The following is a 12278-nucleotide window of genomic DNA, read 5'->3' as shown; positions in this document are numbered from 1 at the left end:
ATCGGCTTGTTGGTCTCTTCGACGATCCGGACAGCTCCCTCACGGAACTCCCGGTCGTACTTCTTCCGCTTCTCTGGCATCTCGATCCTCATTGTCGATGCCTCTACGGTCCGGGGGGAACCTCAAATTGCCCGCCAGCTTTCACCCCATGTCGCGAAACGTTAGGCACCCACTCATTGTGATGGGGAGCCGATGCTCGCGGAACTGCACGCTACTGGCCGCACGGCGTGCAGCTCCGCGAGCCGACGAATCGCGTTTAGGTCTCGGAAGTCGCTATGCCGAGGTCATAGTGAAGTCCCAATTTCGCGATCCGGTATCCCAACACCTGGGGCCAGTCACGCACCGGATCTTTCCCGGCGAGCGCCATCTCGCGGCCTCGCTTGAACGCCGGATCTTCGAGCCATCTCGTACGGGCAAGCAACGGCATCGTCACGTCAGGTTCTCCACGGGCAACGGCAAACTCAACCAACTGAAGAAGCCACCCAGTGTCGATCCACGGGTCGGGAAGGCTCAAGAGGCCCGACGGGGAACGCAGGTATTCACGAATCGGCAGGATCCAATCGTTGAGGTGTGAGGCCAAGTCATCGATCGAAGAGCGTCGGCTGGCGATGTTCACCCATTCGGGGTCATCTGTCGTGAGGACGACCGGGTTTCGGTAGGTCGGGCCAAGCTCGGAGAGGGTCCACTCGCACATGCGGTCGTCCTGGATAGTCGCCAGGTCAGGGTGTTGTCGGCGCCACGTCCGCAGAGAGCGGTCCCGGATTGCCAGCATCGGCTCAAACCACACTCCGACGCCGGTCTGCGTCGGTCGAGGCAACCGCCTCATTCGGATCTCGGTCGTCTGGTCGCCTTGGGTCGATTTGAGCCCCTTCGCGGTTGTTTGCCAAGGGCCACTGGTCAGACAATCGACGAGGTAGCGAGCGACGGCGTCACCGATGTCTCTCGGCGAAGCGGTCGAAGAAACGCCCGGAATCTCTGACATCACGCCCGTAAGGGTGACAGGTGTCGCGGGTCGCGACGCTCACTGATCGGCACGCGCCGTGCGGCAATAGCGGGCGTCTCGGATCAGTTCGAGCCAGCAGAGCGTGCGCGTTCCATCGCTGTGCGCCAACCCCACACCTTGTGCCGCACTCCAACGCTCATGTCGTGCAGGGTGGACTGCACCCCACCGGCCAGTGGAGCGGTATCGACGACTTCCGCGCCACCGTCCGTGAAGATCTCGATAGCCGTTTGACCGTGCTCGATGAACGCCAGACCTGCGATCGCCTCAGCGGTGGGCTGCTCATCGCCGCGCCACGGTAGGACTCCAACGCCCAGGGTCGTCCGCGCTCCTGGTCCTGTGCGTCGCAGTGCGCTCACCTGCAAGACGGCCCAATCGCCCTCGTCGCACGGAATCGCGATCAGGTCGCCTACCTCTAGACGGGTCGACGACTTCGGGGAGAACGGGAAGGCACGGTCAGGCACAGCGGCATCTTCTCGCACGCGATCCCTGGCGCGCTCTACTCGGCATTATGCGGGCGCTCCCGCGCCCAACCGAGGTCGGCGCTTCAGGCCTCGCGTGCGGCGAGGATCTGCTCGCGGAGGATGTCGCCGTGGCCGGCGTGCCGGGCTAGCTCCTCGATCATGTGGACGTACATCCAGCGCAGGCTCACCGGGCCCCTGCGGGCGTGGGTGCCGGTGTCGTCGAGGTCGTGGTCGAAGGCCTGCCGGTCGGACTCGGCGCAGACCTTGCGGAAGTTCTCGCCGATCGAGGCGATGGTGTCGTCGGGCGCGAGCCGGAAGCTGTCGTCGATGTCGTCGGGTACCCCGAGCTCGGCACGCGTCCGGCCGGGCAGCGTGACGTGGAACCACACCTGCTCCGCGAACGCCGCGTGCTTGACGAGGCCCAGCAGCGTGGTCAAGGAGGGCACCAGGCTGCGCCGTGCCTCCTCCTCGGTGAGCCCGTCGAGCAGCTCGAGGATCTCGGCGCGATTGCTGGCGAGGAGGTCGACGAGGGTCTTGCGCTCCGAGGCGATGTAGTCCGGATGGTTGCTGCTCACCGGGTCAGGTTACGGAGCGCCCGAAGTACGCTGCGCGGGTGTCCCAGACCCGCGCCAGAGCCGCGATCGGGACGATCGTGTTCTTCTTCGTCGCACCCGGCGGTACGGCGGGACTGGTGCCCTGGCTGATCACCCGCTGGGACGGCGATGCGCCCGGCTGGGCACAGGTCGTGGGAGCCGTCACCGTCGCTGCCGGGACGCTGCTGGTCGTCGCGGCGTTCGCCCAGTTCGTCCTCGAGGGCCGCGGTACGCCAGCGCCGGTGGCGCCGACCGAGGAGCTCGTCGTCGGCGGGCTCTACCGGTGGGTGCGGAACCCGATGTACCTCGGCGTGAGTACGTCGATCGCCGGCCAGGCGGTCCTGTTCGCCAGCGTCGGGGTCGGCCTGTGGCTCGTCGCGTTCGTGCTCGCGACGACGGCCTTCACCCTCGCCTACGAGGAGCCGACGCTCCGCCGCACGTACGGGGCGTCGTACGACGCCTATGCCGCCGCGGTCCCCCGCTGGCGGCCACGGCTCACTCCGTGGCGAAACGGGTGAGTCCCTCCGCGGGCACGTCGGTCACCTCGACCTGATCGACCACGGCACGCGGGCTCCCCTCGTGGCACCAGGCCACCAGGGCGTCGACCGCGTCGGACGGGCCCTCGAAGTGCCCGCGCACCGATTCGTCGTACTCGTTGCGCACCCAGCCGGTCACGCCGAGACGCGCGGCCTCCTCGGCGCAGCGGGCACGGTAGAACACGCCCTGCACCTGGCCGGTGATCCGCACCTCGACCGCTCGAGCAGCCATGCGGCCATCATCCCGCAGCGAGGATCAGCCCGCTCGTCGGCACGCCCGTGCCGGCCGTGACCAGCACGTGGTGGGCGTCGGCGACGTGGTTGACCGAGGTACCGCGGATCTGGCGTACGCCCTCGGCGATGCCGTTCATGCCGTGGATGTAGGCCTCACCGAGCTGGCCACCGTGGGTGTTGAGCGGCAGTCGGCCGCCCACCTCGATGGCGCCGTCCTTCACGAAGTCCGGGGCCTCGCCGCGGCCGCAGAACCCGAGCTCCTCGAGCTGCATGAGGACGTACGGCGTGAAGTGGTCGTAGAGGATCGCCATCGGCATGTCCGCCGGGGCCAGCCCGGACTGGCGCCACAGCTCGCGCCCGACGACGCCCATCTCGGGGATGCCGATGTCGTCGCGGTAGTACGACGTCATCACGAACTGGTCGCGCCCACTCCCCTGCGCCGCGGCGGCGACGTACGCCGGCGTCTGGGCCAGGTCGCGAGCGCGCTCGGCGGACGTGATCACCAGCGCCACCGCGCCGTCGCTCTCCTGGCAGCAGTCGAGCAGGTGCAGCGGATCGACGATCATCCGGGACGCCTGGTGGTCCTCGAGGGTGATCGGCTTGCCGTAGAAGAACGCGTTCGGGTTGGTGGCCGCGTGCCGGCGGTCGGCGACCGCGACCCGGCCGAAGTCCTCCGAGGTCGCGCCGTACTCGTGCAGGTAGCGACGGGCCTGCATCGCGACCGTCGCCGCCGGCGTGCCGAGCCCCATCGGGTAGGTCCAGGCGTTGTCGAGACCGTTGGTGTTGACCTGGGTCGCCGCGGCGACCGACACCTGGCCGAACCGTGACTCCGAGCGCTCGTTGAAGCCGCGGTAGGCCACGACCACGTCGGCGACGCCGGTGGCGACCGCCATCGCGGCCTGCTGCACGGTGGCGCAGGCAGCCCCGCCGCCGTAGTTGATCCGGCTGAAGAACCGCAGCTCCTCGACACCGAGTTCGCGCGCGAGCGCGATCTCCGACGAGGTGTCCATCGTGAACGTCGTCAGCCCGTCGACGTCGGCGACAGTGAGGCCGCAGTCGGCCAGTGCATGCTGGACGGCCTCGACCGATAGCTGCAGCTCCGAGCGACCCGACTCCTTGGAGAACTCGGTCGCGCCGATGCCGACGATGGCGGCCTTGCCGCTGAGGGTGCGGCTCATACGGCCACCTTCACGGTGCCGGTCACGTGGTCGCCGAGCGACACCCGGCCGACGATGTCGAGGGTCGCGATGCCGTCGGACACGTCGGCCACCCGGCCGCTGAACGTCAGCGTGTCGTAGGGGTGCGCGGGCGCACCGAGCCGGATGGCGATCCCCTTGAGCTCGCAGTCGTGGCCGACCCAGTCGGCGACGAACTTCTCGACCAACCCGTTGGTGGTCAGGATGTTCATGAAGATGTCCTTCGACCCGGCGGCCTGCGCGACGTCGCGGTCGTGGTGGACGTCCTGCCAGTCGCGGGTCGCGATCGCGGTGCTCACGATCGTCGTCGGCGTCATCGGCAGGCTCCACTCCGGGATGACCTGACCGGGCTCCAAGGTCCTCATGCCCGCCTCCAGATGGGGAGCGTCAGCTCGTCGTCGACCCGGTTGTAGTCGACCTGCAGCCGGGTGCCGATCGCGATCTCCTCAGGCTCGACCCCCGGGACCTCGCCGACCATCCGCACGCCCTCGTCGAGGTCGATCAGCGCGATCACGAGGGGCAGCTCCTTGCCGGGGACGGGCGGGTGCCGGTGCACGACGTACGAGAAGACGGTGCCGAGGCCGGAAGCCACGACGTAGCCGCGGTCGAGCGCGCCGCACGCGGGACAGGCCGGCCCCGGGGGGTGCCGGAGTACGCCGCACGCGTTGCAGCTCTGGATCCGCAGCTCGCCCTTCTGCGTGCCCTCCCAGAAGAACGCGCTGTCGCGGTTGACCATCGGCCGGATCATGTGCGGTCCTTCGGGACGAACTTCAGCACCCGGAACAGCATGGTGGCGACGAGCTCATTGCCGACGTACCACCGGTTGCGCGATGTCACGAAGTAGCCGAGGCCCATCCCCGTGTTCTTCGGCCCGACGACCGAGTCCAGCGCGGTGGTGACCCGGAGCTCCTCGCCCACCTTGAGGTAGCGCTCGTAGGTCTGCTCGCAGTTCGTCCCGAGCACGGCGGTGTAGCCCTCGGCCGTGAGGATCCCCATCATCGCGTGCAGCGGGTCGTCGTCCGCACGCTTGCGGCCGAGGCCGGGCATCGTCCACACCTGCGCCATCGAGGGCGGGGCCTCCCCCGACCGGAACCGCTCGTTGTCGTAGCCCATCGCGTCCAGCCAGTTGCCGATGGTCGCCTCGTTGACGGGGTACGGCGCACGCGACTCCGATGCCTCGCCGAGGGCCATGATCCGCTCGGCCTCGGCCATGATCCGTCCGTGCCGCTCATCGCTCATCGCGGCACCCTCGGCAGCCCCAGCCCGAACATCGCGATCAGCTCGCGCTGCACCTCCTGCACGCCTCCCCCGAACGTCAGCACCAGGTTGCGCTTCGCCTGGGAGTCCAGGTAGTCGAGCAGCTCCTTGGTCGCCGGCTCGCCCGCGTCGCCGTACCGGTGGACCGCGGAGATCAGGTCGGCGATCAGGTGCTGCACGTGGTCGGAGGCGAACACCTTCGACGCCGACGCGTCCGCGACGCTGATCGAGCCGCCCTCGGCCGCGCGCGCGACCTCCCAGTTGAGCAGCTCGTTGACCCGGAAGATCGCGGTGGCCTCGCCGAGCAGCGCCACCAGGTCGGGCTCGTCCCGGACACCGGCGGTCTCGGCCCAGCGGACCACCCGGTCGCGCAGCCCCTCGATCCGGCCGGCGGGGCCGAGCATCACCCGCTCGTGGTTGAGCTGGGTGGTGATCAGCTTCCAGCCCTGGTTCTCCTCGCCGACGAGCATGTCGGCGGGCACGCGGACGTCGTTGAAGTAGGTCGCGTTGACGTGGTGCGAGCCGTCCGCGGTGATGATCGGCGTCCAGCTGTAGCCGGGATCCTTCGTGTCGACGATGAGGATCGAGATGCCCTTGTGCTTCGGGGCGTCCGGGTCGGTGCGGACCGCGAGCCAGAGGTAGTCGGCCTGGTGGCCGCCGGTGGTCCACATCTTCTGGCCGTTGACGACGTAGTGGTCGCCATCGAGCCGGGCGGTGGTCCGCAGCGACGCCAGGTCGGTGCCGGCGTCCGGCTCGCTGTAGCCGATCGCGAAGTGCACGTCACCGGCCAGGATCCGCGGCAGGAACATCTGCTTCTGCTTCTCGGTGCCGTAGCGGATCAGCGTCGGTCCGACCGTCTGCAGCGTGACCGCCGGCAGGTGCACGTCGTGGTACTGCGCCTCGTTGGCGAAGATCGTCTGCTCGACCTCACCGAGCCCGTGGCCGCCGTACTCCTTCGGCCAGCCGACGCCCATCCAGCCGTCGGCGCCCATCCGCTTGATCAGCTGCTGGTACGACGGACCGTGCCGGTCCCACGCCCCCTCGACCGCGCCCGGGTCGTTCGGGTGGCCGAACTCGGCGGACAGCCCGGCGAACCACTCCCGCAGCTCGGCCTTGAGCGCGCGCTGCGACTCGGAGAGCTCGAGGTTCTTGCCGGCCGGGTCCTCGACCGGCACCTGGCCGGGCAGGGTGTCGAGCGCGTGGGCGAGGTCGGTGCCCCAGCTCGTGTAGCCGACGAGCGGGTAGGTGACGTCGACGCCCATGCCGCCGTGCAGGTGGTGGCAGGTCCGGAAGGCGGCCGGCGCGACCCGGCTCACCCAGTAGCCCGCGACCGCGAGGTCGTCGGCCGAGGGAAGTCCGTTCGCCACCCGCCACACGACGTTGTCGGCGGCCAGGTCCAGGGTGCGGCTGGCGACGTAGACGTCCGCCATCTGCAGCGAGACCGCCTGGAACTCCGCCAGCGCGCGCCCGAACTGCTCGCGCCCCTTCACGTAGTCGGCGGTCAGGTCGCGGGCGCCGGCGAGCACGCCGGCCGCGGTGACGACCAGCCCCGCCGCAGCCAGGTCGCGGAGGTACGGCGCCGCGCCCTCCTCCAGTGGCTCGGCGGGCGCGTCTTCGAGCACGACGGTGAACGTCGGGGTGTCGGCCGAGGCGCTGGCCGGCAGCAGCGTGACACCGGGCCCCTGCGGGTCCACGAGTACGACGACCTCGGCGTCACCGTCCTGGGCGACGACGAGGAGCGCCGTGGCCGTGTCGGCATAGGTGACCGCGGTCTTCCGCCCCGTCACCCGGCCGCCGGAGTACGACGTGGTCGCTCCCCTCGGGTCGCGCAGGGCCGGCGTGAGCACCGCCCCCTCGGCGATCGCCGACAGGTGCTCCTTGCGCTGGGCCTCGGTGCCGTGAGCGGCGAGGGTCAGGACGGAGCAGCAGAGCGTCTCCCACGCAGGCAGCCGGTGCGCGCACCGGCCGGACTCGCGGAGCAGGACTGCGATCGCCTCGAGGCCGAGCCCGTCGCCGCCGTACTCCTCCGGGAGTGCGAGTGCCGTCAGCCCGGACGAACGCCAGGCTGACCAGTCTCCGGCGCGGTCCAACACCTCGGTGACGACCGATCGCACCGCGCTGATCTCATGAGGGTCCACAGACAGAACTGTAACGTGTTCTAGTTTGATGCGCACTCAGCGGGCGACGACAGCCTTGCGCAGCCGCTCCAGCTCCTGCGGGAAGTGCTGCACGAGCGCGTCGCCGTCGGGCACGGACTCGCGGCAGGCGATGGCGCCGACGTGCACCATGCCGGCGTTCGACATCACCGTGATGTTGAGGCCGGCACCGTGGAACACGGGGCCCAGCGGGTAGAGCGCCTCGATCCGGGCGCCCATGAAGTAGAGCGGCATCGGCGGCCCCGGCACGTTGGAGATCACCAGGTTGTGCACCACCGGGTGCTTCTCCGCGAGCCGCAGGTTGGCGTAGGTCCGCACCGCGAGCCCGAAGGTCCGGGGGGCGGCGAACTCCGCCCAGTCCTGGAGCGCGTCCGCGCTGATCGCGTTGTGGTGGTCCTTCGCGTGCCGGTTGCGCTCGGCGAGCATCTCGAGCCGTTCGAGCGGGTCCTCGATGTCGGTGCCGAGCTTCGTGAAGAACGCCGACACCTTGTTGGCACCCTGGGAGCGCTTCGACGACTCCCGCACGCTCACCGGCACGCTCGCCATCAGCGACGTCTCCGGCAGCTCGCCGCGCTCGTCGAGATAGGCCCGCAGGGCGCCGCCGCAGAGGGTGAGGACCACGTCGTTGACGGTGCTGCCGGTCGCCTTCTTGATGTCGCGGATGTCGTCGAGGTCGATGTCGGCGAGCGCGATGCTGCGGTGGGCGGTGATCGTGCCGTTGAACGAGGTCCGGGGCGCCGAGAACGGCGCCGCCATCGCAGTGCCCTGCCGGGCCCGGCCGATGCTCTTGGTGATCAGCTCCGCCGACGGCCCCAGCACCTTGACCAGGGTGACCGGCTTGGTCGCGGTGCCGATGACCGCCCGCGCCAGCAGCTCGACCCGCTCCGGGTCACGCGGGTGCCTCTGCTCCTCGTCCCGCGCCAGCGGCGCGGCGTCAGGTTCCAGCGCGCAGAGGTGCGAGATCAGGTTGGAGCCAGAGACGCCGTCGACCGTCGCGTGGTGCATCTTCGAGAAGACCACGACCCTCTCGTCGCCCTCCTCGCCGTCGGGCCGGTAGCCCTCGATGACCCACATCTCCCACAACGGCCGGGAACGGTCGAGCGGCAGGGCCGCCAGGTGGGCGCACAGGTCCATCAGCTCGCGGTAGCTCCCGGGGCTCGGCACCGCCAGCCGGTGCACGTGCCGCTCGATGTCGAACTGCTGGTCCCGCACCCACACCGGGTGGTCGAGGCCGAGGGGCACGCGGCGGATCTTGCGCGTGAACTCCGGCACGTCGTGGATGCTCTCGTCGATGTGCTCCATCAGCGCGCCGAAGGAGTACGACGCCGGCATGGTGCTCTGGTCGAGGACCATGACCGCGCACACGTGCATCAGCTGCGCCGGCGTCTCCAGGTAGAGGAAGCTCGCGTCGAGTCCTGACAACCGGTCCATGCCTGGCTCCCATCCGCGCCCGTGAACTAGAACGGGTTCTATTCTGCCCCAGCCGAGCGCTAATCTCCTCATCATGGTCAATGGCTACGTCGCGCGCCAGACGGTCACCGCCGCGCTCACCGCCAACGCGATCCGACCCCTGCCCGGCTTCCGGGTCGGGGTCCCCGCGTTCTTCGCCGGCTGGCTGACCGGTGAGCTGGCGCCCCACGTGCTCGCGCTGACGGCGGCGGACACGGCGAGCCACCTGGCGCGCGGGCGGCGCGACCCGCTCGGGCTGGCGCTCGCCGGCGCCAGCGCCGCCGGGCTCGGCTACCTCATCGGCCAGAGCCGGCGCGCCATCGAGGTCGTCGAGGACGCCCTCACCGAGGCCCTCGGCGTCGACTACGTGGAGCAGCTCGACCAGGCACCGAGCCCTGCGGACCTCGCCGTCCCGTGGCGCCGGGTGGCCAACCCGTTCATGTTCGGGCGCGAGCGCCGGCGGGCCGGCGTGGAGGTGCACCGCAACGTGCCGTTCGCGCCGTACGGCAAGCGCGGGATGCTCGACATCTATACCTCGACCAACACCCCGAAGTCCGGCGCTCCGGTGCTGCTCCAGGTCCATGGCGGCGCCTGGATGATCAGCAAGAAGGAGGAGCAGGGCCTCGCGCTGATGGAGCACCTGGCCGCCAAGGGCTGGGTCTGCGTGGCGGTCAACTACCGGCTGGCGCCCCGCGACCCGTGGCCGGCGCAGATCGTCGACGTCAAGCAGGCGATCGCCTGGATCAAGGAGCACATCGCCGACTACGGCGGCGATCCCGACTACATCGCCATCACCGGCGGCTCTGCCGGCGGACACCTGACTGCGCTCGCCGCCCTCACGCCGAACGACCCCGACTTCCAGCCCGGCTTCGAGGACGCCGACACGACCGTGCAGGTCGCGGTCCCGCACTACGGGGTCTACGACTTCGCCGGGGTGAGCGGGCTGCGCCAGGTCGAGCTGATGCGGGACATGTTCCTCGCCAAGCGCGTCGTCCAGCAGCCGTACGCCGCCGTGCCCGAGGTCTACGAGGCCGCGTCGCCGTTGCTGCGTGTCACTCCGGAGGCACCCGACTTCTTCGTGCTGCACGGCCGCAACGACACGCTCGTCGGCGTCGCGCAGGCGCGCCAGCTCGTCGCGCGGCTCCGGGAGACGTCGAAGCAGTCGGTCGTCTACGCCGAGCTCCCCCACGCGCAGCACGCGTTCGACGTCTTCCCGTCGATCCGGTCGCAGCACGTCGTGCGCGCCATCGACCGCTACCTGCACTGGCACTGGAACGGCTGGCGCCGCGAGCGCGCCGCGCACCAGCCCAGCTAGCGCGGCAGCCCGAGGATCCGCTCCCCCGCCACGTTGCGCAGGATCTGCGTCGTGCCGCCGGCGATCGACAGGCAGCGGGTGTTGAGCATCTCCCAGACGTCGGCCGACAGCCCGTCGGCGAACCGGTCGATCGCACCCAGCGCGGCGATGGCGTCGCCCTGCAGCTCCACCACCAGCTCGGAGGACGACTGCCGGCTGCGGACCCCGAGCAGCTTGGCCACGCTGGACTCCGCGCCCGGACCGTGACCGCTGATCGCCCGCAGGGTCGTGCGGACACCGAGCAGGCCGCAGACGGTCGCCAGCGCGACCGCGTGCCCGACCCGGGCGGTCTCGACCGGGCCCAGACCGGCGGTGGCCAGATCGACGGCCCGCTCGACGCTCTTGCCGAGCCGGGCACTCGCCATCGCGACCCGCTCGTTGGCGAGCGTGGTCCGCGCGAGACGCCACCCGTCGCCGGGCTCCGCGACCACGCACTCGTCCGGCACGAAGACGTCGTCCAGGAAGACCTCGTTGAAGAGCGCCTCTCCGGTGATCTCCCGGAGCGGGCGGACGTCGATCCCGGCCGACGTCATGTCGACGAGGAAGTAGGTGATGCCCTGGTGCTGCGGCACGTCCGGGTCGGTCCTGGCCAGGCAGATCGCCCAGTCCGCGCGCTCGGCGACCGAGCTCCAGACCTTCTGGCCCGAGAGCGACCAGCCGCCCTCGACGCGGGTCGCCTTCGTGCGCAGTGACGCGAGGTCGGAGCCGGAGCCCGGCTCCGAGAACAGCTGGCACCAGACGAGCTCGCCGAGCAGTGACGGGCGCACGAACCGGTCGCGCTGCTCGTCGGTGCCGTGCTGCAGGATCGTCGGGACCGCCCACCCGGCGATCACCAGGTCCGGGCGCGTGACGCCCGCCCGGGCGAGCTCCTGGTCGATCACGACCTGGGTCACTGCGTCCGCGGCCAGTCCGTACGGCGCCGGCCAGTGCGGGGTGAGGTAGCCGGTCTCGACGAGAGCGGCGCGCTGCTCCTCCGCCGGCAGGGCCGCGATCCGCTTGGCGGCCGCCCGGACGTCCGGGCGGATCGGCTCGTCGAGACCGCCGAGGTCGACGTCGACGCGTCGTCGTACTCCTGTGACGGCGGCCGCCGTGAGCCGCGCCGCGGCCTCGTCGGCAGAGCCGAACAGCGCTCGCAGCGACACCGCGCGCCGGAGGTAGAGGTGGGCGTCGTGCTCGAACGTGAAGCCGATCCCGCCGAGCACCTGGACGCACGACTTGGCCACCTCGACCGCGCCTTCGAAGCACACGGCCGCGGCGACGTCGACCGCGAAGGCCCACTGCTCGTCGTCGCCCTGGCCAGAGTCGAGCACCGCAGCGGCGGACGCCGCGTCCCACGCCGCGGCAGTGACCGCCTCGGCGGTCTCCAGCATCTCGGCGCAGAGGTGCTTGATCGCCTGGAAGGAGCCGATCGGCTTCCCGAACTGCTCGCGCACCTTGGCGTACCCCACCGCCGTGTCGAGACACCAGCGAGCCACACCGGACGCCTCGGCTGCCGCGAGCGTCACCGCCGTACGACGGACGCGCTCGTCCGCCGTCTGCGCCCCACCCTCGATGACGCGCCCGTGTCGCGCGCTGAGGTCGACGCCGAGGGCGGCCTCGAAGCGGCCTTCGAAGAACGACCCATCGGCGGCAATCACGTCCTCGGACGTGCCGCCGTCCAGTACCGGACCGCCGGGCCGAAGCTCGACGCCGTAGCGATCGGGCTGTCCGCTCACCAACCCGCCGATCGCCGCTCCGAGCAGCCCACCGGGCACCAGCTCGTAGGCGCAGGCCTCGAGCGCGACCGCCTGGTCGAGCAGGGTGCCGCCCCCGCCGCCGGCCGACTCGGGCACCGCGATCGCGGTCACGCCCATCTCGTCGGCCGCGGCCCAGATGTCGTCGAAGCGCTCGTCGACCCGGTCCTCGGCCGCACGGATCGCCTCGATGGCGCCCAGGCTGGCCGCCCACTTGCGCAGGCTCGCGGCGAGCTCTTCCTGCTCGTCGGTGATCCCGATCGACATGGCACCTCACTGCTGGTCGAAAACTAGAACGTGTTCTAA

Annotated in this window: 13 protein-coding genes; 3 read left to right on the top strand and 10 right to left on the bottom strand. The window is 70.4% G+C overall.

Annotated elements, in window-relative coordinates:
* Positions 1 to 256: 256 nt before the first annotated feature.
* Complete coding sequence (locus D0Z08_RS24640; RefSeq protein ID WP_147381532.1) at positions 257 to 985, bottom strand: hypothetical protein; 729 nt, start codon at positions 983 to 985, stop codon at positions 257 to 259.
* Between the two features lie 161 nt (positions 986 to 1146).
* Here D0Z08_RS24640 and D0Z08_RS32345 point away from each other — a divergent pair, with 161 nt between their 5' ends.
* Entirely contained in the window at positions 1147 to 1302 is a 156-nt protein-coding gene (locus D0Z08_RS32345) for a hypothetical protein (RefSeq protein ID WP_182481471.1), read from the top strand.
* A 245-nt stretch (positions 1303 to 1547) separates the two neighbouring features.
* Here D0Z08_RS32345 and D0Z08_RS24635 read toward each other — a convergent pair whose 3' ends face one another.
* Positions 1548 to 2039 (bottom strand): DinB family protein, encoded by a 492-nt coding sequence (locus D0Z08_RS24635; RefSeq protein WP_245994422.1) that lies wholly within the window; start codon positions 2037 to 2039, stop codon positions 1548 to 1550.
* A gap of 38 nt (positions 2040 to 2077) precedes the next feature.
* Between D0Z08_RS24635 and D0Z08_RS24630 the strand changes: the two genes are divergently transcribed.
* On the top strand, positions 2078 to 2575 hold the full coding sequence (locus D0Z08_RS24630; protein WP_118927928.1) for a methyltransferase family protein: 498 nt from the start codon (positions 2078 to 2080) through the stop codon (positions 2573 to 2575).
* Here the strand turns inward: D0Z08_RS24630 and D0Z08_RS24625 are convergent.
* The 7 genes from D0Z08_RS24625 to D0Z08_RS24600 are packed head-to-tail and all read right to left on the bottom strand — an operon-like array spanning position 2553 to position 8867.
* Positions 2553 to 2825 carry an acylphosphatase gene (locus D0Z08_RS24625; protein ID WP_118927927.1) on the bottom strand — a complete coding sequence of 91 codons (273 nt, stop codon included), beginning with the start codon at positions 2823 to 2825 and terminating at the stop codon, positions 2553 to 2555. The genes D0Z08_RS24630 and D0Z08_RS24625 overlap by 23 nt on opposite strands.
* 7 nt (positions 2826 to 2832) lie before the next feature.
* Complete coding sequence (locus tag D0Z08_RS24620; RefSeq protein ID WP_118927926.1) at positions 2833 to 4005, bottom strand: lipid-transfer protein; 1173 nt, start codon at positions 4003 to 4005, stop codon at positions 2833 to 2835.
* Positions 4002 to 4388, bottom strand: coding sequence for a MaoC family dehydratase (locus D0Z08_RS24615; RefSeq protein WP_118927925.1), 387 nt, complete (start codon positions 4386 to 4388; stop codon positions 4002 to 4004). Before D0Z08_RS24615 ends, D0Z08_RS24620 begins: the two co-directional genes overlap by 4 nt.
* Positions 4385 to 4771, bottom strand: coding sequence for a Zn-ribbon domain-containing OB-fold protein (locus D0Z08_RS32740; protein WP_245994420.1), 387 nt, complete (start codon positions 4769 to 4771; stop codon positions 4385 to 4387). Before D0Z08_RS32740 ends, D0Z08_RS24615 begins: the two co-directional genes overlap by 4 nt.
* On the bottom strand, positions 4768 to 5262 hold the full coding sequence (locus D0Z08_RS32735; RefSeq protein WP_220454335.1) for an FAS1-like dehydratase domain-containing protein: 495 nt from the start codon (positions 5260 to 5262) through the stop codon (positions 4768 to 4770). The genes D0Z08_RS32740 and D0Z08_RS32735 overlap by 4 nt, the downstream gene beginning before the upstream one ends.
* Positions 5259 to 7418 (bottom strand): acyl-CoA dehydrogenase family protein, encoded by a 2160-nt coding sequence (locus tag D0Z08_RS24605; protein ID WP_118927924.1) that lies wholly within the window; start codon positions 7416 to 7418, stop codon positions 5259 to 5261. The genes D0Z08_RS32735 and D0Z08_RS24605 overlap by 4 nt, the downstream gene beginning before the upstream one ends.
* A gap of 36 nt (positions 7419 to 7454) precedes the next feature.
* Entirely contained in the window at positions 7455 to 8867 is a 1413-nt protein-coding gene (locus D0Z08_RS24600) for a WS/DGAT/MGAT family O-acyltransferase (RefSeq protein WP_118927923.1), read from the bottom strand.
* 73 nt (positions 8868 to 8940) lie between these two features.
* Here D0Z08_RS24600 and D0Z08_RS24595 point away from each other — a divergent pair, with 73 nt between their 5' ends.
* Positions 8941 to 10200: an alpha/beta hydrolase gene (locus tag D0Z08_RS24595; RefSeq protein ID WP_118927922.1), complete on the top strand. Its 1260-nt coding sequence runs from the start codon at positions 8941 to 8943 to the stop codon at positions 10198 to 10200.
* Here the strand turns inward: D0Z08_RS24595 and D0Z08_RS24590 are convergent.
* On the bottom strand, positions 10197 to 12239 hold the full coding sequence (locus tag D0Z08_RS24590) for an acyl-CoA dehydrogenase family protein (RefSeq protein WP_118927921.1): 2043 nt from the start codon (positions 12237 to 12239) through the stop codon (positions 10197 to 10199). The genes D0Z08_RS24595 and D0Z08_RS24590 overlap by 4 nt on opposite strands.
* Between the last annotated feature and the right edge of the window lie 39 nt (positions 12240 to 12278).

It is taken from the genome of Nocardioides immobilis (genome assembly GCF_003515065.1).
GTDB classification, from domain to species: domain Bacteria; phylum Actinomycetota; class Actinomycetes; order Propionibacteriales; family Nocardioidaceae; genus Nocardioides; species Nocardioides immobilis.
Note: the sequence above shows the minus strand (reverse complement) of the source record. Positions and strands in the feature narration are given on the sequence as shown.